Raw genomic sequence first — 24,341 nt, forward strand, 5'->3', positions numbered from 1 at the left:
CAAAAGGAAACCGCCGCACGTTGCCGCGCGGCGGTGTCTGTTCAGGCGGCAATTATGCCGCTTTTGCCGATGCTCAGGCAGCCAGTTGGGCGTGCAGCTCCTGCACCGAGTACACGTCGAGCTTGTCCAGGTACTTCATGCCCTCCACCGCCGCCTCGGCGCCAAAGATGGTCGTGAACGTGGTCACGCGGGCCAGCAGCGACGAGGTGCGGATCGCACGCGAATCGGCAATCGCATTGCGACGCTCTTCCACGGTGTTGATGACCATGACGATCTCGTTGTTCTTGATCATGTCCACGATGTGCGGGCGGCCTTCGGTCACCTTGTTGACCACGCCCACAGGCACGCCAGCTTCGGCAATCGCAGCTGCAGTGCCCTTAGTCGCCACCAGCTCAAAGCCCAGCGCCACCAGTTGGCGGGCGATGTCCACGGCACGCGGCTTGTCGGCATTCTTCACGGTGAGGAACACCTTGCCCGATGTGGGCAGCTTGGTGCCCGCGCCCAGCTGGCTCTTCACAAAGGCTTCGCCGAAGGTCTTGCCCACGCCCATGACCTCGCCAGTGGACTTCATCTCTGGGCCGAGGATGGTGTCCACGCCAGGGAACTTCACGAACGGGAACACGGCCTCCTTCACGCTGAAGTACGGCGGTGTCACTTCCTTGGTGACGCCCTGCGAGGCCAGCGTTTGACCCGCCATGCAACGCGCCGCGACCTTGGCCAGCTGAATGCCCGTGGCCTTGGAAACGAACGGCACCGTGCGCGAGGCGCGGGGGTTCACTTCCAGCACGTAGATCACGTCCTTGCCGTCCATCTCCTGGATGGCGAACTGCACGTTCATCAGTCCCACCACGTTCAGGCCCTGGGCCATGGCGGCGGTCTGGCGCTTGATCTCGTCGATGGTGGGCTGCGACAGGTAGTACGGGGGCAGTGAGCAGGCGGAGTCGCCGCTGTGCACGCCCGCCTGCTCGATGTGTTCCATGACCCCGCCGATGAAGGTGACGCCCGCCGAATCGCGTACGCAGTCCACGTCGCACTCGATGGCGTTGGAGAGGAAGCGGTCGAGCAGCACGGGCGAGTCGTTGCTTACCTTCACGGCCTCGCGCATGTAGCGCTCCAGGTCGCGCTGCTCGTGCACGATTTCCATCGCGCGGCCGCCCAGCACGTAGCTGGGGCGCACCACCAGGGGGTAGCCCAGGGCGGCGGCCTTTTCCAGGGCTTCGGGTTCGGTGCGTGCCGTGGCGTTGGGCGGCTGGCGCAGGCCGAGTTCACCCAGCAGCTTCTGGAAGCGCTCGCGGTCTTCAGCCGCGTCGATCATGTCGGGGCTGGTGCCGATGATCGGGACGCCAGCAGCTTCCAGACCCAGGGCAAGCTTCAGGGGCGTCTGGCCGCCGTACTGCACGATCACGCCGATTGGCTTTTCCTTGTCCACAATCTCCAGCACGTCTTCGAGCGTCACGGGCTCGAAGTACAGGCGGTCGGAGGTGTCATAGTCGGTGGAGACGGTCTCGGGATTGCAGTTGACCATGATGGTCTCGTAGCCGTCCTCGCGCATGGCAAGGGCCGCATGCACGCAGCAGTAGTCGAACTCGATGCCCTGGCCGATGCGGTTGGGGCCACCGCCCAGCACCATGATCTTCTTGTTGTTCGTAGGCTCCGACTCGCATTCGGCGACACCACCGTGGGTGGCGACTTCGTAAGTGGAGTACAGGTACGCGGTGTTGGTAGCGAACTCAGCCGCACAGGTGTCCACACGCTTGTACACGGGGCGCACTTTGAGCGCACGGCGTGCGTCGCGCACCGCCTTCTCGGTGGTCTTGAGCAGCTTGGCCAAGCGGCGGTCGGAGAAGCCTTTTTGCTTGAGCGTGAGCAGCGTGCCGGCATCCAGCGCCGCCAGGGCACCGTCACCCTTTTCGGCCACCAGCTTGTCGATGTCCAGCTCGATCTTCACAATCTGCTCAATCTGCACCAGGAACCATTTGTCGATCTTGGTCAGCTCGAACACTTCGTCGACCGAAAGACCCATGGCAAACGCATCGCCCACGTACCAGATGCGCTCAGGGCCGGGCTCGCCCAGTTCTTTTTCGAGCGTCTCGCGGTCCTGGGTTTTCTCGTTCATGCCGTCCACGCCGACTTCCAGGCCGCGCAGGGCTTTCTGGAAGGACTCCTGGAAGGTGCGGCCCATGGCCATGACCTCGCCGACCGACTTCATCTGCGTGGTCAGGCGGCTGTCGGCCGTGGGGAATTTTTCGAACGCAAAACGTGGGATCTTGGTGACCACGTAGTCGATCGAAGGCTCGAACGATGCGGGCGTGGCGCCGCCCGTGATTTCGTTCTTGAGCTCATCCAGCGTGTAGCCCACGGCCAGCTTGGCGGCAACCTTGGCGATGGGGAAACCCGTGGCCTTGGACGCCAGCGCCGACGAACGCGACACGCGCGGGTTCATCTCGATGACGATCATGCGGCCGTCCTTCGGGTTGACCGAGAACTGCACATTGGAGCCACCCGTGTCCACACCAATTTCACGCAGCACTGCCAGCGAGGCGTTGCGCATGATCTGGTATTCCTTGTCGGTCAGCGTCTGCGCGGGGGCCACGGTGATCGAGTCGCCCGTGTGCACACCCATCGGGTCCAGGTTTTCGATGGAGCAGATGATGATGCAGTTGTCCGCCTTGTCGCGGACCACTTCCATCTCGTACTCCTTCCAGCCGAGCAGCGACTCTTCAATCAGCAGCTCGTTGGTGGGCGACGCTTCGAGGCCGCGCTTGCAGATGGTCTCGAACTCTTCAGGGTTGTAGGCAATGCCGCCGCCGGTACCGCCCAGCGTGAAACTGGGGCGGATCACGGTGGGGAAACCCACGGTCTTTTGCACGGCCCAGGCTTCGTCCATGCTGTGGGCGATGCCGGAGCGCGCCGAGCCCAGACCGATCTTGGTCATGGCGTCCTTGAACTTCAAGCGGTCTTCGGCCTTGTCGATGGCTTCGGGGGTGGCACCGATCAACTCGACCTTGTACTTGTCGAGCACGCCGTTGTGCCACAGGTCCAGCGCGCAGTTGAGCGCAGTCTGGCCACCCATGGTGGGCAGGATCGCGTCGGGACGCTCCTTGGCGATGATCTTCTCGACCGTCTGCCAAGTGATGGGCTCGATGTAGGTGACGTCGGCCGTGGCCGGGTCGGTCATGATCGTCGCAGGGTTGCTGTTGATCAGGATGACCTTGTAGCCCTCTTCGCGCAGGGCCTTGCAGGCCTGTACGCCGGAGTAGTCGAACTCGCAGGCCTGGCCGATGATGATGGGGCCAGCGCCGATGATGAGGATGCTTTTGATGTCTGTGCGTTTTGGCATGGTGCGTCGATCAGTCGATCGTGGGTTCGGCTGCCTGGGGGCTGGGGGTTGGGGCAGAGGCTGCTGTTGCATCTGCGGGCAAACGCCGCTGGGTCAACTTGGCAAGCAGCGCCTCGGCGCGTGCGGGAGGAAGGTTCTTCTGCATCAGCTGCAGCAGGCCGTCGCCCTGGATCAGTGGGCGCAAGACTTCTTCTTCCGCGTCATAAAACGTCACTTCCCACTCCTGCAGCAGCTCTGCAAAGGCAGCATCGTCCAGCGTCTTGCCCTTGGCCACGAGCGTGACGAGCGGCATGGCCTTGTTCTCGACGAACGCTTTCTTGTAGGGCTTTTGCGCCCAACGTTCCGTGAACCACTCACGGTGGGGCGAAGGCAGGGTCAGGACACGCTTATGGATCGCCTTTTCCAGCGATGCAAGGGGGAAGCTGAACAGTTTCATGGTGCTGTTTCCTTCCGCGCTTAACCGGCTTTTGCCGCGCGCATGGCGTCGGTGAAGCGGTCAAAGAGGTATGCGATATCGTGCGGACCGGGGGATGCCTCAGGATGCCCCTGGAAACAGAAAGCGGGCTTGTCCTTGTGGACCAGCCCTTGCAGCGTGCCGTCAAACAGGCTGACGTGCGTGGCGCGCAGATGGGCAGGAAGCGATTCCATGTCCACCGCAAAACCGTGGTTCTGGCTCGTGATGCTCACGCGGCCAGTGTCCAGGTCCTTCACCGGGTGGTTGGCACCGTGGTGGCTGTGGGTCATCTTGAAGGTCTTGGCACCAGCAGCCAGGGCCATGATCTGGTGCCCCAGGCAGATGCCGAACGTGGGCATGCCACTGTCCACAATCGTGCGGGTCGCGGCGATGGCGTAGTCGCAAGGCTCTGGGTCGCCAGGGCCGTTGGACAGAAAAACACCATCGGGCTTGAGAGCCAGCACATCAGCGGCCGGCGTCTTCGCGGGCACCACGGTGACCTTGCAGCCACGTTCCGCCAGCATGCGCAGGATGTTCTTCTTGACGCCGAAGTCGTACGCCACCACATGAAACTGTGGGGCCGACAGTTCGCCGTAGCCAGTACCCAGTTTCCACTCTGTCTGCATCCACTCATAACGCGCTGCCGTGGTCACCACCTGGGCCAGGTCCAGCCCGGCCATGTTGGGGGCCGCCTTGGCCTTGGCGATGGCTTCGTCGATGAGCGCCTGCGTGACAGGCTGCCCTGCAGCAAGGCCGATGATGGTGCCGTTTTGCGCACCCTTGCTGCGCAGCAGGCGCGTGAGCTTTCGGGTGTCGATGTTGGCGATGGCAACGGTCTTCTCACGCACGAGGTACTGCGAGAGCGTTTCCGTGGAGCGGAAGTTGCTTGCCAGCAGCGGCAGGTCTTTGATGATCAGGCCTGCGGCGTGGACCTTGTCGGCTTCGATGTCCTCCACATTGACGCCGTAGTTGCCGATGTGCGGATACGTGAGGGTCACGATCTGCTGGCAGTAGCTCGGGTCTGTGAGGATTTCCTGGTAGCCGGTGATGGCGGTGTTGAACACCACTTCGCCGACGGTGGTGCCGGTGGCACCAATCGAATTGCCGATAAAGACCGTGCCGTCTGCGAGCGCCAGGATGGCGGGCGGGAAGTTTCCCTGTAGAGACAAAAGCACTGGGTTCTCCGGATGGTTACGGTCGCCCGGCGCCTGCAGTCCACTCGTGCACGCAAAGGTACGCAAGTGCTGGTGGCTGCTCTCAGATGGGTTGTTGCTTTGGGTGCGGTCGGGCGACGCTGTTGCGAGAAAAGCTCCCGATTATATCCTTCATGGCGCGCTCACCAACAAATGCGCGTCTTGCATAACCTTGTTACGTAAGCAAGTGTTCCAGGCATTTCAGAGGACAACAGGCGCCCTAGACTTCGCCCCGTTTCCCCACCGCCCCCACTCCAAAGGCTGATCCCGATGCGCATTTTTCTCCGACCCCTTGCCCTTTCCCTGGCGGGCCTGTGCGCCACCATGGCCGCTCAAGCCCTGGAGCTGGCAAAATACCCCCAGGTCTTCGTGGCGCCCCAGGGCGTTGAAGTCGTGCTGGCCCCCACCGCAGACGGCAAGCAGGCCCTCGTGCGAGTGAGTGGCATCAACGACCCCATCGATCAGGTCGTCTTCCTGAGCCAGTTGGAGCAACGGGGCTCGGCGCGCGAGGTATACGCCACCACGCTCGATGGCCGCAGCTACGGTTTGCTGCAAAAGCAGAACCAGGCCTATCGCAATGGCGACCACTATGTGGTGTACCTGCCAGGCAAGCGCGATGGCGTGCCACTGGCCTTCAGTGAAGAAAAGAGCAGGGCCTTCAAGCTGGCGGACCTGCTGGCCAGCTACAAAGGCCAACAAAAGCAGGGCCTGCAGGACAAGCTGGCCCGCTTTGACCGCAACAAGCGCCTGGCCAGCGTGCAGGCCGAACTGGCCAAGGCCGACCAGGACGCCACCGCTGCATGCAGTACGCCAGTGAAGACCAACGTTGACTGGGCCACCATTGACGACGAAAAACTCCAGTCGCTGAGCATCGGCAGCTTCTGTGGCGTGGTGGCATCAGAGCTGGAGTCCATGTGCCGCAACACCCCCGCCTTCAAAAGCACGGCACCCGGCCTGGGCTTGGTGCAATGCAAATTCGCGCCGCAGCTGAAAATCCGGGTGGAGAACCAGCAGGTGCTGTTCAGCACGGAGAAGGACGCCCCCAACCAGGAAGAATTCGTGCGCCAGTTCCTGCGCAATCTCTAAAAAAAGAGTGAGGCGCTCCGCCCCCTGAGATCTGCTGGAAACGATCAAGAAGCGGTGGCTTCAGCGCCCGGCGCCGCTCGCATGCAGGCAGATCGCTGCAGCGGCCGCCACATTGAGCGACTCTTCGCCGCCCGGTTGTGCAATGCGGATGCGCAGAGCGGCACGCTCTTCCAGCGCAAGGGAAACGCCCTGCCCTTCGTGGCCCAACACCCATGCACACGGCCAGGGCAAGGCGGCACGGTGCAACCAGACTCCGGCGTGCGAGCTGGTCACAAGCATGGGCACCTGCAGCGATTGAAGCTCGCCGTGCTCCACGCCCTCGATCAGGTCCAGCGCGAAATGCGCACCCATGCCCGCCCGCAGCACCTTGGGGGACCACAGCGCGGCGCTGCCCTTGATGGCAACCACCTGCCGGAACCCGAACGCGGACGCACTGCGCAGGATGGAGCCCACATTCCCAGCGTCCTGCACACGGTCCAGCACCACGGTCGCCGCACCCGGATGCACCGCAGCGGGCGCGGGCAAATTCATGATGAAACCCATGCGAGCGGGTGACTCCAGCCCACTGATGTCAGCAAACAGTGCGTCAGCAATTACTATGATTTTCATAGCAGTTTGCGCCCACTCTACCTGCGCCAGCGGCCAAAAAGACTCTGAAAACACTGCAATGGATGCGCGCTGGCCACGCTCCAGGGCCGCGCGGCAGAGGTGATCGCCCTCCAGCCAAACCCGGCCTTGCTTGCGGTAGGCCGTGGTGTCCTGCGCAAGACGGCGCAGGTCTTTCACGAACGTGTTGTCCCGCGAATGGATGGTGGTGATCGAGGAGGATGTCATGGTTGGGCAGGTTCAGCCGCGCAGATTCTGCGCCACGGGCGCAAAGGAACGCCGGTGGTGGACGCACGCGCCGTGCTCGCGCAGGGCCGCCATATGCACCGCCGTGCCATAGCCTTTGTGGCCCGCAAATCCGTACTGGGGAAATTCTTCATGCACCTGCACACACCAGCGGTCACGGTGCACCTTGGCCAGGATGGACGCGGCCGAGATGGCCGGCACCAGCGCATCGCCCTTGACGATGGCCTCAGCCTGGATGTCGAGCGTGGGCAGCCGATTGCCATCGACGAGGACCATGACGGGCTTCAGGCGCAGCCCCATCACGGCCCGCCGCATGGCCAGCATCGTGGCCTGCAGGATGTTGAGCTGATCGATCTCTTCCACGCTGGCCTCGGCAATGCTGCAGCACAGCGCCTTGGCGCGGATTTCGTCGTAGAGCTTTTCGCGCCGGGCGGGCGTGAGCTTCTTGGAGTCAGCCAGGCCTGCGATGGGATGCAGATCGTCCAGGATGACTGCAGCAGCCACCACAGGCCCCGCCAGCGGGCCACGGCCCGCTTCATCCACGCCGGCCACAAGGCCTGGCGGATGCCAGGGCAGGCAGGCCTGTTCAGGCAGCGGGATGGAGGATTTTCTGGATCGCATCGGCAGCCAGTTGGGGAGTGTTGCGGCGCAGGCTCTCGTGCAGCGCCGTAAAGCGCTGCTCCAGGGCCGTGATTTTTGCGGGATGGTGCTGGCGGGCATCCAGCCATTGGAGTGTTGCCGCACAAAGCGCCTGGGGTGTCGCGGCATCCTGGATCAGCTCGGGCACCACGAAGTCGCCACACAGGATGTTGGGCAAGCCCACCCAGGGCTGCAACTGCTTGCGGCGCATAAGCCACCAGCTCAATGGGTGCATGTGGTAGCCAATGACCATAGGGCGCTTAAACAGGGCCGCCTCCAGCGTGGCGGTGCCACTGGCGATCAGCGTGGTGTCGCAGGCGGCGAGCACGGCGTGGGATTGCCCGGAAACGATCTGCACCACACCGCCCAGCCCAGCGGCCTGCGCTGCCTGCACGATGCGTTCGCGCAGCGCTGGCACGGCAGGCACTATCAATTTAATAGTTGGTCGCGCTTTTCTGACAAGCGCTGCAGCCTCAAAGAAGGGTTGAGTGATGTAGGCGATCTCCGAAGAACGGCTGCCCGGCAGAATGGCCAGCACCTCGTCCGTATCCTGCAGCCCGAGCTGGGCACGGGCCGCAGCGCGGTCCGGCACCATGGGAATCACACCTGCCAGCGGGTGCCCCACGTAGGTGGCGGCGATGCCATACCGCGCGAGCAGTTCAGGCTCGAACGGAAAGATGCACAACACGTGATCAGCGCTGCGTCGAATCTTCTCGACGCGTTCCGCGCGCCAGGCCCAGATGGAGGGGCACACGAAATGCACCGTCTTGATGCCCGCAGCTCGCAGGTCAGCTTCCAGCCCCAGGTTGAAATCAGGGGCATCCACACCGATGAAGACATCCGGGCGGTCCTTGAGCAACCGCTCACGCAGTTGCTTGCGGATGCCCAGCAACTCGCGCAGACGGCGCAGCACTTCCATGCTGTAGCCATGCACGGCCAGCTTCTCGCTGGGCCACCAGGCATCAAAACCCCGGCGTTGCATTTGCGGGCCACCAATGCCGCAGGTCTTCAGGTCTGGCCAATGGGCCTGCATGCCGTCGATCAACAGACCGGCCAGCAGGTCGCCCGATGTCTCGCCCGCCACCATGGCGACGCGGGGGGAAGCAGCCATCACCCAGCCCTCAGCGCGCTATGCCGCGCGTGGCGTCGGCCAGGAACCGCTCCATCATCGCGGCATCCTCGCTGGCCTGCGGTGAGGACTGCACCAGCTCAGCAATGGCGGCACGTGCAGCCTCCAGCGTGAGGCCCTGGCGGTAGATCAGCTTGTGCATCTGCTTGACCGCAGCAATGCGCTCGGGCGAGAAGCCGCGGCGGCGCAGCCCCACCACGTTATAGCCCCGCACGGCCAGCGGGTTGCCATCGACCAGCATGAAGGGGGGCACGTCCTGCGACACTGCGCTGGCAAAGCCCACCATGGCATGCGCCCCGACCTTGACGAACTGGTGGATGCCGGTAAGCCCGCCCACCGTCACCCAATCGCCCAGGTGGACATGGCCTGCCAGGGTGGTGTTGTTGGCCAGCGTGGTGTGGTTGCCCACATGGCAATCATGGGCGATGTGGGTGTACGCCATGATCCAGTTGTCGTCCCCCACCGTGGTGATGCCACCGGCCTGGGGCACACCGAGGTTCAGGGTGCAGAACTCGCGGATGGTGTTGCGGTCGCCGATGACCAGTTCGGTGGGTTCGCCCGCATATTTCTTGTCCTGCGGGATGGCGCCAATGGAGTTGAACTGAAAGATGCGGTTGTCGGCGCCAATCGTCGTGCGCCCGTCAATGACGCAATGTGCGCCGACCGCCGTGCCCGCACCGATCGACACATGCTCACCAATAACCGCATACGGCCCCACCGTGACCGAAGGGTCCAGGCGTGCGCCGTCCGCAACAATGGCAGTGGGATGAATATTGCTCACGATCCAACAGGCCCGGGTCGGTCAACCCACGCTGCGCATGGTGCACATGAGTTCGGCCTCGCAGGCCACCTCTTCGCCCACGCTGGCCACGCCCTTGAACTTCCAGATGCCGCCACGAACGCGATCGATGGTGATGCTCAGGATCAACTGGTCGCCGGGCTCCACCGGGCGCTTGAAACGCGCGCCATCAATGCCCACAAAGTAGTAGATATTGTTCTCATCGGGCACCTTGCCCATGGCATCAAACGCCAGCAAGCCCGCAGCCTGGGCCAGCGCTTCCAGGATCAACACACCCGGCATCACGGGACGTCCGGGGAAATGCCCCATGAAATAGGGCTCATTGAACGTTACGTTCTTGATGGCCTTGATGCGGGTGTTGCTCTCAAGCTCGATCACTTTGTCCACCAGCAGGAACGGGTAGCGGTGGGGCAGTTGCTTGAGAATTGCGTGAATATCCATCATCGAGTTGTTCTTCCGTTCATGCTGCCTTGAGAGCCTGCTCAAGCGCCTTGATGCGCTCCCGCAAGCTGTGCAGTTGTTTGAGTGTTGCAGCGTTTTTTTCCCAACGCGCATTGTCGTCGATGGGAAACATGCCCGTGTATTGCCCAGGCCGCGTGAGCGAGCGTGTGACCACGGTAGCTGCCGAGATATGCACGTTGTCGGCCAGTTCCAGATGGCCCAGCACAATCGCCCCGCCGCCCACAGTGCAGTGCGCGCCAATGGTCGCGCTGCCAGCCACCCCCACACACCCCGCCATGGCCGAGTGCTTGCCGATGCGCACGTTGTGGCCGATCTGGATCAGGTTGTCGAGCTTGACGCCATCTTCGATGACAGTGTCCTGAAGCGCGCCCCGGTCGATGCAGGTGTTGGCGCCGATCTCGACGTCGTCTCCGATGCGCACGGCACCGAGCTGCTCGATCTTGACCCACTGCCCTTGCTCGGGCGCAAAGCCAAAACCATCCGCGCCGATCACCACACCTGCGTGCACGATGCAACGCGCGCCGATGGTGCAATCCTCGCCCACGGTCACACGCGACTTGAGGATGGTCCCCGCGCCCACCTGAGCGCCACGCTCCACCACACACAGCGGCCCAATGGTCGCAGTGGGGTGCACTTGTGCCGTGGGATCCACCACGGCACTGGCGTGTACCCCCGCGCACTGCGCTGGTGCATTGCGTTGCCGCCACAATTGGGTGGCACGCGCGAAATACACGTAGGGGTTGTCCGCAACGATGCAGGCACCGCGTGCCAGGGCGGCATCGCGCATGGCAGGCGCCACAATGACACAGGCCGCCCGGGAGGCGGCCAGTTGCTGTTGGTAGCGGGGGTTGCTCAGGAAACTGAGATCTCCCGGCCCGGCAACCTCCAGGGGCGCGATGCGGGAGATGACGACATCCCGTGTCGCACCTCCTTCCAGCGAGCCACCGAGCGCATCAACTATGTGCCCAAGAAGCAAGCTCACGCGCCACCTGTCCAGGGCTGTGGCTTACTTGCCAGCAGAGGCATTCAGCGCCTTGATCACCTTGTCGGTGATGTCATGCTTGGGGTTGATGTAGACGGCCTCCTGGAGGATCACGTCGTACTTCTCGGCTTCAGCCACTTGCTTGACGACCTTGTTCGCACGTTCGAGCACCTGGGACAGTTCCTCGTTCTTGCGGGCGCTCAGGTCTTCCTGGAACTCGCGGCGCTTGCGCTGGAATTCACGGTCCTGGTCCACCAGCTGGCGCTGGCGGGTCGTGCGCTGGCTTTCAGCCATCGTGGGGGCTTCGCGTTCGAATTTCTCTGTGGCGGTCTTCAGGGTACTGCCCATGTCCACCAGTTCTTTCTCGCGACGGGAGAACTCCTGCTCCAGCTTGGCCTGTGCAGCCTTGGCAGTGCTGGCCTCACGGAAGATGCGGTCTGTATTGACAAAACCGGCTTTGAACGACTCTTGAGCTTGCGCAGGGGCAGCCACGGCCAGGGAGCCAAGCAGCAGAGCCAAAGAGATATGGCGAGAAATGGATTTCATTAGAAAGACGTTCCAATCTGGAATTGCAGTTTCTGGATTCTATCGCCGGCGAACTTGCGCACCGGTTGCGCAAAAGCCAGACGCAAAGGACCGAGCGGGGAAATCCAGCTCAAGCCCAGGCCCACGGAAGAACGCATGTCACTGAAGGTAACTTTTTCGTTTTCTCCGTACACATTACCCACGTCAAAGAAGGTGAATACACGCAGCGTCCGGTCGTTCCCTGCACCCGGGAACGGCGCGATCAGCTCCGCGTTCAGCGTCACCTTCTTTGGCCCCCCCAAAGAGGCCCCCGTCACGTCGCGCGGACCCAGGGTACCCTGGTCAAAGCCACGCACCGAGCCCAACCCGCCCGAATAGAAATTCTTGAACACCGGGAACGGCCGGCCATTCATGCCCTTGCCGATACCCACCTCGCCATTGAAGGCGATGGTGAAACGTTTGTTCAGCGGTACGTACTGCTGGTACTGGTAGTTGGCCCGCACATAGCGAGCATCCCCAGCCACCGACCATTCTGAATTGAGGCGCTGATAGCGGCCGGAATTCGGTGCCAGAGCGCTGTCGCGGTCGTCCCGGGACCAACCGATCGTCAAAGGAATGGAGGTGCTGCTGTAGCCAAACTGGTCGGCATAAGCCAGGTAGGTGGCGGGAATGTTCGTCCCCGCCTTGATCTTGGTCTGCTCCAGCCCACCGCCAAAGAACACGGTATCGGTTTCACTGAACGGAACACCGAATCGCACCGACGTGCCGGTGGTCACCAACTCGTAGTTACCGCCCTGGTCTTCGTATGGCTTGTCCGTGCGGTAGTACACGTCCAGCGTGCGAGAAATGCCGTCGGGCGTGAAGTACGGATTGGTGGTGCTGAACACGAGCGTGCGGCGGTACTTGCTGGTGTTGACATCAATGCCCAAGTAGTTGCCAGAGCCAAAAATGTTCTCTTGCTTGATACCAAACGACAGCGACACCTTTTCGGCGCTGGAAAAACCCACCCCCATCTGCAGCGACCCGGTGGGTTTTTCTGCCACGTTGATCACAAGATCCACCTGGTCTGGAGAGCCCGGGACCTCCTGGGTCTCCACATTGACCTCGGTGAAGAAGCCCAGGCGGTCCACGCGATCACGCGACAGGCGGATTTTTTCACCGTCGTACCAGGAGGCTTCGTACTGGCGGAACTCGCGGCGGATCACTTCGTCGCGTGTGCGGTTGTTGCCGCTCACATTGATGCGGCGCACATAGGCACGGCGCGAGGGCTCCGCCTGCAGAACAAAAGCGACGCGGTTGTTTTCGCGGTCAATCTCTGGCACGGCTTCTACCCGCGCGAACGCAAAGCCAAACCGGGAGAAATACTCGGAAAACGCCTTGGTCGTTTCAGTGACCTGGTCCGCGTTATAGGGTTCACCAGGGCGAATGGTGACCAGAGACTTGAACTCATCTTCACGGTCCAGGTAGTTGCCTTCCAGCTTCACGCCAGACACCACATAGCGCTCACCTTCGGTCACATTGACAGTGATGGAAATGTCCTGCTTGTCGGGCGAAATAGCGACCTGGGTGGAATCGACACGGAATTCGAGATAGCCGCGCTGCAGGTAGTAGGAGCGCAGTGTTTCCAGATCGGCGTTGAGCTTGGCACGTGAATAGCGGTCCGACTTGGTGTACCAACTGAGCCAGCCACCGGTGTCCTGATCGAACAGGCCTTTGAGCGTGGATTCGCTGAAGGCCTTGTTGCCAACAATGCGTACTTCCTTGATGCGGGCGGGATCGCCTTCGACCACGGTGAAAGTCAGGTTGACACGATTGCGCTCGATCGGGGTCACGGTCGTGACGACCTCGGCGCCATAGAGGCTCTTGTTGATGTACTGGCGCTTGAGTTCCTGCTCGGCACGGTCGGTCAGCGCCTTGTCATAGGGACGACCTTCGGTCAGCCCGACATCGCGCATGGCCTTCTTCAGCGCGTCCTTGTCAAACTCGCGGGTACCGGCGAAATCCACGTCGGCCACAGTGGGGCGCTCCTCCACCACAACCACTAGCACATTGCCAGTCGCCTCCAGGCGCACGTCCTTGAACAGGCCCAGACCGAAAAGTGCGCGAATGGCAGCTGCGCCCTTCTCGTCGTTGTAGTCGTCACCAACCCGCAGTGGCATGGAGGCAAACACGGTGCCGGGCTCGACGCGCTGCAGCCCCTCGACGCGGATGTCCTGCACCTTGAAAGGCTCCAGAGCCCATGCCGCATTGGCGGCAAAAATCATGGCTGCAACGGCCGATGCGGTACGCACGCCCAGGCGATTGATGTGTTTTTTCATGAATGAAGCTGGCGCCGCAGTTGCAGGGCAAGCGCGGCAAAAGTGTTAGCCAAAGAGCCGAGTGATATCGTTGAACAGGGCAATGGACATCATGAGAAGCAAGACCGCAACGCCTCCACGCTGCAGGCGCTCCATCCACGCGTCTGAAACCCCCCCGCCCGTGACACCCTCCCAAAGATAATACATCAGGTGCCCTCCGTCCAAGACGGGCAGCGGCAGGAGGTTGAGCACGCCCAGGCTCACGCTGATCAGGGCGAGGAAAACGAGGTACTGCGTCAGGCCCAGGCTGGCAGAACGCCCAGCATAGTCGGCGATGGTCAAGGGCCCGCTGATGTTCTTGAGAGATGCCTCACCAATCACCATGCGGCCCATCATGCGCAGCGTCAATACCGACACATCCCAGGTCTTGACCACACCGGCCCAAGCGCCTTCCAACACGCCATATTCAACGGTCACGAAATCAGGTGGAGCGCCAACGTAGGCCCCAATGCGGCCTATGGTCGCGCCCAGTTCCGGCTTGGCCTCCGGCAAAACATCCAAGGTCAGCACCTGCCCCGCGCGATCCACGCGCCAAGGCTGGGCCAGTGGCTCGCTGCCACGCACGGACTGCCGGATCAACTCGCGCAGCTGCTGACCATCCACCACATCGATGGCGCCAATCTTGAGCACCACATCCCCTAGGCGCAATCCGGCGCGCGCAGCGGCTCCGTCAGGCATGACCTCGCCCAGCACCGGACGTGTCCATGGCCCCAGAATGCCTATTTTGCGAAACAGCTGGGCGTCTGCTTCGCGGCTGTCGATCTTCGACATGTCCAGCAAAATTTCCCGGTGTGCAGCCCCCGACTGTGGCTGCACATCCAGGCGCACGTTCACCCCCGCCAGGGCACCGCGAGTAAGCAGCCAGCGCAAATCTTCAAACGACCGCACGGGTTCCAGGTCGTCAGAACCCAATGCTGCCTGCGCGACCAGTTCACCGCCACGCAGGCCCGCGCTCTGCGCCACGGAACCAGCCACCGGGCTGGCCAGGACCGCCTTGGGCTCCTCCACCCCGTTCCAGTTGACGATGGAATACAGCAGCACGGCCAGCAGCAGATTCGCAACAGGGCCTGCGGCCACGATGGCAGCGCGAGACCGCAGAGGTTGGGTGTTGAAGGCCAGATGCCGCTCTTCGGGGGGCACTGGCGCTTCCCGCTCGTCCAGCATGCGCACGTATCCACCCAGCGGAAACGCCCCCAGGACAAACTCAGTGGGCGAGCCCTTGGGTTGCCAGCGCAGCAGCGGGTTGCCAAAGCCCACCGAGAAGCGCAGCACCTTCACTCCGCACGCCACGGCCACCCGGTAGTGGCCGTATTCGTGTACGGCAATCAGAAGGCCGAGGGCCACGATGAAGGCAACGATGGTGAGGAGCATGTGCGGGTCCGTGTTGCGGTGGAAACTCAGGCCGCCAGGCGGTCTGCAGCTTGCTCAGCGGCATTGCGTGCTTGGCTATCCAGGTCCAGCAACGCTTCGAGCGAATTGGGCTTGGAGGGGGAAACCGCCTCCAAAGTTGCAAGATTCACGGCATGAATATGGTCAAAACGAAGCCGCCCCGACAAGAACGCTCCCACAGCCACCTCATTGGCAGCATTCAATACGGCCGTCGTCCCCTCGGCGGCTTTCAGCGCTTGCCAGGACAGGTGCAAACCCGGGAAGCGGTGGGCATCAGCATCTTCAAACGCCAGCGCGGACAGGGTCGAAAAGTCCAGTTTGCTCGCACCACTCGCAATGCGCTCCGGCCAGGCCAGGCCGCAGGCAATGGGCACGCGCATGTCGGGCGTTCCCAATTGAGCCAGGATCGATGCATCCTTGAACTGCACCATGGAATGGATGATCTGCTGCGGATGGATCACCACCTTGATCTGGTCCGGGTGCAGATCGAACAGCCAGCGGGCCTCGATCACTTCGAGCGCCTTGTTCATCATCGTGGCCGAATCCACCGAAATCTTGCGCCCCATCGAGAAATTGGGATGCGCGCAGGCCTGGGCAGGTGTGATCTCAGCCAGCGTGGACGGGTCTCGTTGCCGAAACGGCCCCCCGGAAGCCGTGAGCAAAATGCTGTCCACCCGTTGCGCCCAAGTGGCAGGATCTTCTGGCAGGCACTGAAAGATGGCGGAGTGTTCACTATCGATGGGCAACAGCGTCGCTCGCCCCTCGCGCACCGTCTGCATGAACAACCCACCACCAACCACCAGCGCTTCCTTGTTGGCCAGCAGCAACCTCTTGCCCGCGCGCGCAGCCGCCAGACACGGTGCGAGACCCGCAGCGCCCACAATGGCCGCCATCACCGCATCCACCTCTTCGTGTGACGCTATCAATTCAAGAGCATCTTGCGCTCGAAGGACCTGCGTTGGAAGGCTATTGGCCACCAATTTTTCAGCCAGAAGCGCCGCATGGGGCGCGCTCGCCATCACCGCGAAGCGAGGACGGAACTGTGCACACTGCGCCAGTAGAAGATCGACCTGGGTGGCAGCGCTGAGCGCAAAAACTTCGAAGCGATCGGGATGACGGGCCACCACATCCAGCGTGCTGGTGCCAATGGAGCCGGTGGAACCGAGGACGGTGATTTGTTGTTTCTTCATGGAGTCGTCAGGCTCGTGAGCATCATGGCCAGGGGGAGCGTGGGCAGCAGAGCATCCACGCGGTCGAGCACACCACCGTGTCCGGGCAACAGGCCGCTGCTGTCCTTAACACCGGCGCTGCGCTTGATGAGGGACTCCACGAGATCTCCCGACACACTCATGGCCACCATGAACAGCGCGGCAAGCACCAGCATCCACCAGCCTTGTAGCGCCATTCGGCTGTAAAAACTGGGCACAGCCGCCTGCCAGTGCGCATCGGACGCTACCCAGACGAAGGCCATGACCACCACGCCCGCCAAACCGCCCCACACGCCCTCCCAACTTTTGCCAGGACTGATCGAAGGGGCCAGCTTGCCTTTTGTGAAGCGCAGGCCAAAAGCACGGCCAGCGAAATAAGCAAAGATGTCTGCGACCCACACCAGGAGCAGCACCGACAGCAGAAAATTGATACCCACATTGCGCGCCTGCACTACGGCGAGCCAAGCGAGCCACAGCGCCAATACCCCGGCCACCAGGCGCACTCCACCAGGAATGCGGGGCCAACCAGGCACCCCTGCCTTGAGCAGCCAGGCAGCCGCCAAGACCCACAGCCCCCCGCCCACCACCCACAGGGCGGTCAACGGACGATCGACCCAGCCCAGGGCCCACGAACCCGCACACAGTGCGACACAAGCAACGCCCACGGTGAGAGAGCCGGCCTGGCCAAAACCGCTCAGACGCCCCCACTCCCAGGCACCCGCCGCCATGAGCACCAACACGACCACGGTGAAGGGCACCGTGGATGGGTAAAAAAGCGCCGGCAGCAAAATGGCCAGCAGGACAAGGGCTGTGATAACGCGCTGCTTGAGCATGGGGCCTTTCAGAACCTGTTCAGGTTCTTAGCCCGGCATCGGCTGGGGATGCGCGGACAGGATTTGTTCGGAGGTTTTGCCAAAACGGCGCTCGCGGCCACCGAAGGCAGCAATCGCCTCGTCCAGCGCCGACTCATCGAAATCCGGCCACAACCGGTCGCTGAAGAAAAACTCGGAGTATGCGGCCTGCCACAGCAAAAAGTTGCTGATCCGCATTTCCCCGCCGGTGCGAATCACCAGGTCGGGATCGGGCACATGGGCCATGCCCATCGCACCCTGCAGGCTGACCTCGGTGATAGGCTCACCCCGTGCCGCCAGCGACGCTGCTGCCTGGGCAATGTCCCAGCGGCCACCGTAGTTGAAACACACGTTGAGCACCAGGCGGGTATTTTCAGCCGTAGCGGCTTCTGCCTGCGCCAGGCCATCGCGGACCTTCTGCGAAAGACCCGCACGCTCACCCACGAAATACAGGCGCACGCCATCCTTCTTGAGTTGCGGCACTTCGCGCGCCAGCGCCATCGCCAACAGTTCCATGAGGCCAGAGACCTCGTCGGCGGGGCGGTTCCAGTTTTCGGAGGAGAACGCAAACACCGTGAGTACAGCCACACCGCGCTGCACGCAGGCGCGTGCACAGCGGCGCAGTGAATCCACGCCTTGCTTGTGGCCCGCCAGGCGCGGCAAAAAACGGCGCGTGGCCCAGCGGCCGTTGCCATCCATGACGATGGCAATGTGGTGTGGCACCAACGAAGAGTCAGCCATGTGAATGTTCAAGCCCTGGGGCCTAGAGCGTGTGATGCACTTTTAAGTGCCCGCGAAAGTCGGGGAAAGGCCCGGCAACTAGGCGCAGGACGCGCCGCGGTATGAATACCTCAAGCGGCTTGCAACGACGTAGCCGGGCCTTTCCCCGACTTTCCCAAAGGGTTGGCCCCACACGCAGGCACTCGCGGCGCTGCAGCGCTTGCCAAGGCCGGGGCCTTGCCTGCGCACTGCGCCTTGCGATCACCTGCGTGTGGGGCCAACGCGGGTACGTAAAAGCGCATAACACGCTCTAGACCGCCATGATTTCCTGCTCTTTGGCGGCCACCAGCGCATCGATCTCGGCGATATGCTTATCGGTGAACTTCTGCACGTCGGTTTCGGCGCGCTTCTGGTCGTCCTCGGAGGCCAGCTTGTCCTTGACGAGCTTCTTGACGGACTCGTTGGCATCGCGGCGCAGGTTGCGCACGGCAATCTTGGCGCTCTCGCCCTCGTTGCGGGCGAGCTTGGTCATTTCCTTGCGGCGCTCTTCGCTCATGGGCGGCATGGGTACGCGGATCAGGTCGCCCATGGAGGCAGGGTTCAGGCCCAGGTCGCTTTCGCGGATGGCCTTCTCGATCTTGGCGCCCATGCCCTTTTCCCAGGGCTGCACGCTGATGGTGCGCGAATCGATCAGCGCCACGTTGGCCACCTGGCTCAGGGGCACCAAGGAGCCGTAATACTCGACCTGGACGGTATCGAGCAACGCCGGGTTGGCACGGCCGGTGCGGATCTTCTGCAGGTTGTTCTTGAAAGCCGAGATGGACTGGTCCATCTTGGTTTCTGCATTTTTCTTGATGTCGGCAATCGTCATGTTTTCTCCTGGGCGCCCGCCTGCATCGTGGGCAGGCCTCGGCCATTGTCGTCAAGCGTAAACCAGCGTACCTTCGTCTTCACCCATCACCACGCGCTTCAGGGCGCCGTGCTTGATGATGGAGAACACCCGCACGGGCAGCTTCTGGTCGCGGCACAGGGCAAACGCGGTCGCATCCATGATGCCCAGATTGCGGGACATGGCCTCGTCAAAGCTGAGCTTCGTATAACGCGTGGCCGTGGGGTCCTTCTGGGGGTCGGCAGTATAAACGCCGTCCACCTTGGTGGCCTTGAGCACCAGTTCAGCACCGATTTCGGCACCGCGCAACGCTGCGGCGGTGTCGGTGGTGAAGAAAGGATTGCCCGTGCCGGCCGCAAACACGACGACCTTGCCCTCTTCAAGATACTGCAGCGCCTTGGGGCGCACATAGGGCTCAACCACCTGCTCGATGGCAATGGCGGACATCACGCGGGCCACCAGGCCCTGCTTGTCCATGGCATCGGCCAGGGCCAGCGCATTCATCACGGTGGCCAGCATGCCCATGTAGTCGGCGGTGGCACGGTCCATCCCGACCGAGCCCCCGGCGACACCACGGAAGATGTTGCCCCCACCGATCACCACGGCCACCTGGACACCCAGGCGGGTCACTTCGGCGATCTCCTCGACCATGCGCACGATGGTGGCGCGGTTGATACCGAAGGCGTCATCCCCCATCAGCGCCTCACCAGACAGCTTGAGCAAAATGCGCTTGTGGGCTGGTGCAGCGTTGGACATGGGAAATTTCTCCGGTAAGTGGTACGAGGCTTTGGTGGGGTGGTTACAGGGAACGATCAGGCAGCAGCCTTGGCAGCAGCCACCTGGGCAGCCACTTCGGCAGCAAAGTCGTCCACCTTCTTCTCGATGCCTTCGCCCACCACGTACAGCGTGAAACCCTTCACGTTGGTGTTGGCAGCCTTGAGCATCTGGGCCACGGTTTGCTTGCCGTCGGCAGCCTTCACGAAGACCTGGTCGGCCAGCGAGACTTCCTTGAGGTACTTCTGCACAGCGCCGTCGATGCGCTTGGCCGTGATTTCAGCGCTTTGTGCAGGCTTGCCGGCAGCCACGAGCTCCTTGTTGGCTTCGTCGGCCTTGCCTTCTGCGACCGAGCGCTCCTTGGCGATCAGGTCGGCAGGCACGTCGGCGCTGGTCAGCGCAACGGGCTTCATGGCGGCCACGTGCATGGCAACGTCCTTGGCGGCGGTGGCGTCACCGTCGAACTCGACGACCACACCGATGCGCGAGCCGTGCAAGTAGGCTGCCAGGTTGGAGCCGCTGAAGCGCTTGAAGCGGCGGAAGGACATGTTCTCGCCGATCTTGCCGATCAGGCCCTTGCGCACGTCTTCCAGCGTGGGGCCGAAGCTGTCTTGGCTATAGGGCAGCGCGCCCAAGGCTTCGACGGTGGCAGGGTTGTGCTCAGCCACCAGCTTGGCAGCGGCGTTGGCCATGGCGATGAAGCTGTCGTTCTTGGAGACGAAGTCGGTTTCGCTGTTGACTTCCACCAGGGCACCGGTGTTGCCGTCGATGTAGCTGGCGACCACGCCTTCAGCCGTGATACGCGATGCAGCCTTGCCAGCCTTGGTGCCCAGCTTGACGCGCAGCAGCTCTTCCGCCTTGGCCATGTCGCCGTCGGCTTCGGTCAGCGCCTTCTTGCATTCCATCATGGGGGCATCGGTCTTGCCACGCAGTTCAGCCACCATGCTTGCGGTAATTGCAGCCATCTTTATTCCTTCAGTATTCAGTTCAGTCAGTTCAGATTCGGGCTAAAAAAAAGGGGGCTCACCAGGGGCCCCGCTTTTGTTCGCGACGGATCGCGCAGCCGGGCTATCAGGCAGCGGCTTCTTGCACTTCCACGAATTCGTCGGTGCTCTCTGCAGTAGCAGCCTTCACGACTTCATTCACGGCGTTGGCACGGCCTTCGATGATCGCGTCAGCGATGCCACGGGCGTACAGCGTCACGGCCTTGGCCGAGTCGTCGTTACCAGGGATCACGTAGTCGATGCCTTCGGGCGAATGGTTGGTATCAACCACACCGATCAGCGGGATGCCCAGCTTCTTGGCTTCGGCCACGGCGATCTTGTGGAAGCCCACGTCGATGATGAAGATGGCATCGGGCAGAGCAGCCATGTCCTGAATGCCGCCGATATCCTTTTCGAGCTTCTCGATTTCGCGGGAGAACGTCAGTTGCTCCTTCTTGCTCAGGCTGTCGAGGCCAGCTTCTTGCTGGGCCTTCATGTCCTTGAGGCGCTTGATCGAGGTCTTCACGGTCTTGAAGTTCGTCAGCATGCCGCCCAGCCAGCGCTGGTCCACGAAAGGCACGCCAGCGCGTTGCGCTTCGGTGGCCAGGATTTCACGGGCTTGGCGCTTCGTGCCAACCATCAGGATCGTGCCGCGGTTGGCAGCCAGTTGCTTGGCGAACTTTTGGGCTTCCTGGAACAGTGGCAGCGACTTTTCCAGGTTGATGATGTGAATCTTGTTGCGATGGCCGAAGATGTAGGGGGCCATCTTGGGGTTCCAGAAGCGGGTTTGGTGACCGAAGTGGACACCGGCTTCCAGCATTTCGCGCATGGTAACGGACATAAAAATACTCCAAAGGTTAGGTCTAAAATCAGCCCCAATATTTGCAGTGCCGTGATCTTCACGAACACCGCAACACCTTGACAGGGCTGCTTTGCGATTGGTCTTGCCGCAGCGGCCACGCTGGTTGTGCAAACCTTGCACCACTGCGCTACTGCTCCCAGCAAAACCCAAAGATTCTAGCACACCCATGCTCCCTGACCTGATCGCCACCCGTGAGCAACTGCGGGACGGCGCCACTTCCGCGCCCGCCGAGCTGGAACGCTGCATCGACGCTGCCCAGGCCACCTCCAACACCCACAGCTTTGTGCGAACCCTGTTCGACGAGGCTCGCACCACAGCGGTGCAGCCGGGCGTGGCCCAGTTGCCTCTGGCCGGGCTGTCGGTGTCGGTGAAGGACCTGTTTGACGTGGCTGGCCAACCCACCCCGGCAGGCTCCACCGCGCTGGCGGGGGCTCCCGCAGCAGCTCAAGACTGCCCGGCCGTAGCCCGGCTGCGCGCAGCGGGTGCCAGCCTGATTGGCCGCACCAACATGGTGGAGTTCGCTTTCTCGGGCGTAGGCGTCAACCCCCACTACGGCACGCCTGCTGCCTGGGACGCCCGTTTTGGCGCCGTGCCCGGCGCCCCCCGGGTGCCCGGCGGGTCTTCGTCCGGCGCTGGGGTGTCGGTCGCCACTGGCGCCGCGTTCATTGGACTGGGATCGGACACCGGCGGCTCCATCCGCATTCCTGCGGCGCTCAACGGCATCGTGGGCTTCAAGAACACCGCCCGGCTGGTGCCTACCGCTGGCGCCGTGCCGCTGTCCACCACCCTGGACACTGCCTGCGCCATGACGCGCACAGTGCGCGACGCCATCGTGGCGCACGAGGTGCTGGCCGCCCGGCGCGTGACGCGCAGCCTGGCGCCGCTGTCGCAGTACCGGCTGGCGGTGCCGTCCACCCTCTTCCTCGACGGGCTGGATGCCACCGTGGCGCGCGCCTTTGAGCGCAGCGTGGAAGCCTTGCGCCAGGCGGGCGCCCAGATCGACACCATCGACCTGCCCGCCGTGCTGGAGCAGCCCGCCTATGGTTTTGCCGCCCCCGAAGCCTACGCCTGGCACCGCGAGCTGCTGCAGCGCGCGGGCGACCGCTACGACCCCCGGGTGCGCATGCGCATTGAAAAAGGCGCCACGCTGATGGCCTGGGAATACATCGACCTGGTGCAGGCGCGCCAGCAATGGATTGCACGCATGCTCGCCGATATGGAGCCCTACGACGCCCTGCTGTCCCCCACCGTTCCCATCGTGGCACCGCTCATTGCCGATGTCGCACCGGCCGATGGACTGGACAAAGCCCAGGACGCAGCCCGCGACGCCGAGTTCTTCCGCGTCAACAACTTGCTGCTGCGCAACACCAGCGTGGTCAATCTGCTGGATGGCTGTGCGCTGTCGCTGCCTTGCCATGTGCCAGGGGAACTCCCGGTCGGGCTGATGGTCTGGCACGGAGCGCTCAGGGACGACACGGTGCTCAACGTGAGCCTGCAGATCGAACAAATACTACAAAAATAATAGCTGCTCGCGCTTTACCAACAAGCGCTAGAAGCCAAAAACACCCATATTCATGAAGATTGCTATCGTGGGCGCCGGCATCATCGGCGTCACCACCGCATACGAGCTGGCCAGCGACGGCCACGAAGTCACGGTGTTCGAACAACGCAGCGCAGCCGCCGAGGAAGCCAGCTTTGCCACTGCAGGACTGCTCGCACCCTACCTGCTGAGCCCCTGGGCAGTGCCGGGCTTTGGCCAGCCGCTGCGACTGATGGGGGCACAGGCCACCCTGCGGATGGCAGGCGGCCTGACCCTCGCCAACTGGGCCTGGTTGCGCCGCTGGCGCAGCATGGCCCGCAGCCACAGCGCCCCGGCTACAGCCGTCGAGCGCCTGGCGCAGTACAGCCAGACGCGCCTGCAATCCATCGCCAGCCAGCACGAGCTGGATTTCGAAGCCAGCGATGGCCGTCTGGTGCTGCTGCGCACTGAGGAAGACCGCACGCGCCTGCAGCCCGCACTGCAGGTGCTGCGCGACAGCGGCGTGACTTTGCGCGAGATCGACGCCGATGTGGCCCGCCAGATAGAGCCCGGCCTGTCGCCCGAGGCGCCGCTGGCAGGCGCCATCCACTTGCCCGACGCGCGCGCGGGCAACTGCCGCCTGTTTGCCCAGCTGCTGCGCCAAGGTATTCAGGGCGGTGGCGTGCAGTTTGTGTTCAACACCCGCGTGGACCGACTGGGCAGCAGCCCCACCGGCGTGGTGCTGCAAGGCGAAGCGGACCTGCGCCGCTTTGATGCCGTGGTGCTGTGCGCGGGCATGGCATCAGCCACGCTGCTGCCTGCGCTGGGCCTGGACCTGCCCATGGCGGCCGTGTATGGCTACTCCGTCAGTGCCCCGCTGCGCGAATCCACCCACGCCCCGCGCGCCAGCGTGGTGGATGCGGGTCAGCAGATATCCATCACCCGCCTGGGCCAGCGTGTGCGCATTGCCGGTGGCGCTGAACTGGCCGGGGCCGATGCCGAGCACCACACCCCCACACTGCAGCGCCTGTACCGCACGCTGAACGACTGGTTCCCCGGCGGCGCGCAGCTGTCATCCAACCTGCAGATCTGGCGCGGCGCCCGCACCATGCTGCCCGACGGAGCACCGGTGGTGGGCGCCAGCGGCGTGCCGGGCTTGTGGATCAACACCGGCCACGGCGCAAGTGGCTGGGCTCTGGCCTGCGGCAGCGCCCGGGCGCTGGCCGACTTGATCGCGCAGCGCGAGCCCGAGGTGTCGCTGGACGGGCTGGGCATGCGTCGATTCTGAACCTTCCTGCGCTTTGCCCCCACGGGGTGTCGGCGCACAA

22 protein-coding genes are annotated in these 24,341 nt (G+C 63.0%); 3 read left to right on the forward strand and 19 right to left on the reverse strand.

Annotated features, from left to right (window positions below; translation table 11 throughout):
* Positions 1 to 73: 73 nt before the first annotated feature.
* From carB to carA, 3 genes are read right to left on the reverse strand one after another with little or no spacing between them, the layout of a single operon-like run.
* Positions 74 to 3,340: a carbamoyl-phosphate synthase large subunit gene (gene carB / locus ACODS0_RS20775; RefSeq protein WP_228897751.1), complete on the reverse strand. Its 3,267-nt coding sequence runs from the start codon at positions 3,338 to 3,340 to the stop codon at positions 74 to 76.
* A gap of 10 nt (positions 3,341 to 3,350) precedes the next feature.
* Positions 3,351 to 3,776 (reverse strand): hypothetical protein, encoded by a 426-nt coding sequence (locus ACODS0_RS20780; protein WP_055398232.1) that lies wholly within the window; start codon positions 3,774 to 3,776, stop codon positions 3,351 to 3,353.
* A 20-nt stretch (positions 3,777 to 3,796) separates the two neighbouring features.
* Positions 3,797 to 4,969, reverse strand: a complete 1,173-nt coding sequence (gene carA, locus ACODS0_RS20785; RefSeq protein WP_488836889.1) for a glutamine-hydrolyzing carbamoyl-phosphate synthase small subunit — start codon at positions 4,967 to 4,969, stop codon at positions 3,797 to 3,799.
* Positions 4,970 to 5,257: 288 nt separating this feature from the next.
* Between carA and ACODS0_RS20790 the strand changes: the two genes are divergently transcribed.
* Positions 5,258 to 6,073 carry a hypothetical protein gene (locus ACODS0_RS20790; protein WP_488836891.1) on the forward strand — a complete coding sequence of 272 codons (816 nt, stop codon included), beginning with the start codon at positions 5,258 to 5,260 and terminating at the stop codon, positions 6,071 to 6,073.
* Between the two features lie 60 nt (positions 6,074 to 6,133).
* Here ACODS0_RS20790 and ACODS0_RS20795 read toward each other — a convergent pair whose 3' ends face one another.
* From ACODS0_RS20795 to rpsB, 16 genes are all read right to left on the reverse strand, one after another.
* Positions 6,134 to 6,907, reverse strand: a complete 774-nt coding sequence (locus tag ACODS0_RS20795; RefSeq protein ID WP_488836892.1) for a TrmH family RNA methyltransferase — start codon at positions 6,905 to 6,907, stop codon at positions 6,134 to 6,136.
* Positions 6,908 to 6,919: 12 nt separating this feature from the next.
* Positions 6,920 to 7,546, reverse strand: coding sequence for a ribonuclease HII (gene rnhB, locus ACODS0_RS20800; protein WP_055398236.1), 627 nt, complete (start codon positions 7,544 to 7,546; stop codon positions 6,920 to 6,922).
* Entirely contained in the window at positions 7,512 to 8,675 is a 1,164-nt protein-coding gene (gene lpxB / locus ACODS0_RS20805) for a lipid-A-disaccharide synthase (RefSeq protein ID WP_488836895.1), read from the reverse strand. Before lpxB ends, rnhB begins: the two co-directional genes overlap by 35 nt.
* Before the next feature lie 10 nt (positions 8,676 to 8,685).
* The gene (gene lpxA / locus ACODS0_RS20810) at positions 8,686 to 9,474 is read right to left on the reverse strand and encodes an acyl-ACP--UDP-N-acetylglucosamine O-acyltransferase (RefSeq protein ID WP_218300313.1); all 789 of its coding nucleotides are present in this window, start codon (positions 9,472 to 9,474) and stop codon (positions 8,686 to 8,688) included.
* A 21-nt stretch (positions 9,475 to 9,495) separates the two neighbouring features.
* Positions 9,496 to 9,936, reverse strand: a complete 441-nt coding sequence (gene fabZ, locus ACODS0_RS20815; RefSeq protein WP_010457855.1) for a 3-hydroxyacyl-ACP dehydratase FabZ — start codon at positions 9,934 to 9,936, stop codon at positions 9,496 to 9,498.
* Between the two features lie 16 nt (positions 9,937 to 9,952).
* Positions 9,953 to 10,936 carry a UDP-3-O-(3-hydroxymyristoyl)glucosamine N-acyltransferase gene (gene lpxD / locus ACODS0_RS20820; protein WP_488836898.1) on the reverse strand — a complete coding sequence of 328 codons (984 nt, stop codon included), beginning with the start codon at positions 10,934 to 10,936 and terminating at the stop codon, positions 9,953 to 9,955.
* A gap of 24 nt (positions 10,937 to 10,960) precedes the next feature.
* Entirely contained in the window at positions 10,961 to 11,482 is a 522-nt protein-coding gene (locus ACODS0_RS20825; RefSeq protein WP_121505967.1) for an OmpH/Skp family outer membrane protein, read from the reverse strand.
* A complete protein-coding gene (gene bamA, locus ACODS0_RS20830) occupies positions 11,482 to 13,779 on the reverse strand; it encodes an outer membrane protein assembly factor BamA (protein ID WP_121420548.1) in 2,298 nt (765 codons plus the stop codon). Before bamA ends, ACODS0_RS20825 begins: the two co-directional genes overlap by 1 nt.
* 45 nt (positions 13,780 to 13,824) lie before the next feature.
* Positions 13,825 to 15,189 carry an RIP metalloprotease RseP gene (gene rseP, locus ACODS0_RS20835; protein WP_488836900.1) on the reverse strand — a complete coding sequence of 455 codons (1,365 nt, stop codon included), beginning with the start codon at positions 15,187 to 15,189 and terminating at the stop codon, positions 13,825 to 13,827.
* Positions 15,190 to 15,215: 26 nt separating this feature from the next.
* Positions 15,216 to 16,397 (reverse strand): 1-deoxy-D-xylulose-5-phosphate reductoisomerase, encoded by a 1,182-nt coding sequence (gene ispC / locus ACODS0_RS20840; RefSeq protein ID WP_488836902.1) that lies wholly within the window; start codon positions 16,395 to 16,397, stop codon positions 15,216 to 15,218.
* Positions 16,394 to 17,248, reverse strand: coding sequence for a phosphatidate cytidylyltransferase (locus ACODS0_RS20845; protein ID WP_488836904.1), 855 nt, complete (start codon positions 17,246 to 17,248; stop codon positions 16,394 to 16,396). The genes ispC and ACODS0_RS20845 overlap by 4 nt, the downstream gene beginning before the upstream one ends.
* Before the next feature lie 27 nt (positions 17,249 to 17,275).
* Positions 17,276 to 18,007 (reverse strand): polyprenyl diphosphate synthase, encoded by a 732-nt coding sequence (uppS, locus tag ACODS0_RS20850; RefSeq protein ID WP_488836906.1) that lies wholly within the window; start codon positions 18,005 to 18,007, stop codon positions 17,276 to 17,278.
* A 289-nt stretch (positions 18,008 to 18,296) separates the two neighbouring features.
* Positions 18,297 to 18,857 carry a ribosome recycling factor gene (gene frr, locus ACODS0_RS20855; protein WP_055398246.1) on the reverse strand — a complete coding sequence of 187 codons (561 nt, stop codon included), beginning with the start codon at positions 18,855 to 18,857 and terminating at the stop codon, positions 18,297 to 18,299.
* A gap of 51 nt (positions 18,858 to 18,908) precedes the next feature.
* Positions 18,909 to 19,631, reverse strand: a complete 723-nt coding sequence (pyrH, locus tag ACODS0_RS20860; RefSeq protein ID WP_010457839.1) for a UMP kinase — start codon at positions 19,629 to 19,631, stop codon at positions 18,909 to 18,911.
* 56 nt (positions 19,632 to 19,687) lie between these two features.
* Positions 19,688 to 20,614, reverse strand: a complete 927-nt coding sequence (tsf, locus tag ACODS0_RS20865; protein WP_436131247.1) for a translation elongation factor Ts — start codon at positions 20,612 to 20,614, stop codon at positions 19,688 to 19,690.
* 106 nt (positions 20,615 to 20,720) lie between these two features.
* A complete protein-coding gene (gene rpsB, locus ACODS0_RS20870) occupies positions 20,721 to 21,473 on the reverse strand; it encodes a 30S ribosomal protein S2 (protein WP_055398248.1) in 753 nt (250 codons plus the stop codon).
* A 187-nt stretch (positions 21,474 to 21,660) separates the two neighbouring features.
* Between rpsB and ACODS0_RS20875 the strand changes: the two genes are divergently transcribed.
* Positions 21,661 to 23,016 carry an amidase gene (locus tag ACODS0_RS20875; protein ID WP_488836910.1) on the forward strand — a complete coding sequence of 452 codons (1,356 nt, stop codon included), beginning with the start codon at positions 21,661 to 21,663 and terminating at the stop codon, positions 23,014 to 23,016.
* Positions 23,017 to 23,068: 52 nt separating this feature from the next.
* Complete coding sequence (locus ACODS0_RS20880) at positions 23,069 to 24,301, forward strand: FAD-dependent oxidoreductase (RefSeq protein ID WP_488836912.1); 1,233 nt, start codon at positions 23,069 to 23,071, stop codon at positions 24,299 to 24,301.
* Positions 24,302 to 24,341: the final 40 nt, after the last annotated feature.

The sequence above is a fragment of the Acidovorax sp. FG60 genome (assembly GCF_057808995.1).

Excerpts from the sequence above, each read along its gene's own strand:
- lpxB (WP_488836895.1), bottom strand. The coding sequence starts at position 8,675 with ATGGCTGCTTCCCCCCGCGTCGCCATGGTGGCGGGCGAGACATCGGGC.
- ACODS0_RS20795 (WP_488836892.1), bottom strand. The coding sequence starts at position 6,907 with ATGACATCCTCCTCGATCACCACCATCCATTCGCGGGACAACACGTTC.
- ACODS0_RS20825 (WP_121505967.1), bottom strand. The coding sequence starts at position 11,482 with ATGAAATCCATTTCTCGCCATATCTCTTTGGCTCTGCTGCTTGGCTCC.
- fabZ (WP_010457855.1), bottom strand. The coding sequence starts at position 9,936 with ATGATGGATATTCACGCAATTCTCAAGCAACTGCCCCACCGCTACCCG.
- ACODS0_RS20845 (WP_488836904.1), bottom strand. The coding sequence starts at position 17,248 with ATGCTCAAGCAGCGCGTTATCACAGCCCTTGTCCTGCTGGCCATTTTG.
- tsf (WP_436131247.1), bottom strand. The coding sequence starts at position 20,614 with ATGGCTGCAATTACCGCAAGCATGGTGGCTGAACTGCGTGGCAAGACC.
- ACODS0_RS20780 (WP_055398232.1), bottom strand. The coding sequence starts at position 3,776 with ATGAAACTGTTCAGCTTCCCCCTTGCATCGCTGGAAAAGGCGATCCAT.
- rseP (WP_488836900.1), bottom strand. The coding sequence starts at position 15,189 with ATGCTCCTCACCATCGTTGCCTTCATCGTGGCCCTCGGCCTTCTGATT.
- ACODS0_RS20875 (WP_488836910.1), top strand. The coding sequence starts at position 21,661 with ATGCTCCCTGACCTGATCGCCACCCGTGAGCAACTGCGGGACGGCGCC.
- frr (WP_055398246.1), bottom strand. The coding sequence starts at position 18,857 with ATGACGATTGCCGACATCAAGAAAAATGCAGAAACCAAGATGGACCAG.
- ispC (WP_488836902.1), bottom strand. The coding sequence starts at position 16,397 with ATGAAGAAACAACAAATCACCGTCCTCGGTTCCACCGGCTCCATTGGC.
- ACODS0_RS20790 (WP_488836891.1), top strand. The coding sequence starts at position 5,258 with ATGCGCATTTTTCTCCGACCCCTTGCCCTTTCCCTGGCGGGCCTGTGC.
- rnhB (WP_055398236.1), bottom strand. The coding sequence starts at position 7,546 with ATGCGATCCAGAAAATCCTCCATCCCGCTGCCTGAACAGGCCTGCCTG.
- ACODS0_RS20880 (WP_488836912.1), top strand. The coding sequence starts at position 23,069 with ATGAAGATTGCTATCGTGGGCGCCGGCATCATCGGCGTCACCACCGCA.
- uppS (WP_488836906.1), bottom strand. The coding sequence starts at position 18,007 with ATGGCTGACTCTTCGTTGGTGCCACACCACATTGCCATCGTCATGGAT.
- rpsB (WP_055398248.1), bottom strand. The coding sequence starts at position 21,473 with ATGTCCGTTACCATGCGCGAAATGCTGGAAGCCGGTGTCCACTTCGGT.
- carB (WP_228897751.1), bottom strand. The coding sequence starts at position 3,340 with ATGCCAAAACGCACAGACATCAAAAGCATCCTCATCATCGGCGCTGGC.
- bamA (WP_121420548.1), bottom strand. The coding sequence starts at position 13,779 with ATGAAAAAACACATCAATCGCCTGGGCGTGCGTACCGCATCGGCCGTT.
- pyrH (WP_010457839.1), bottom strand. The coding sequence starts at position 19,631 with ATGTCCAACGCTGCACCAGCCCACAAGCGCATTTTGCTCAAGCTGTCT.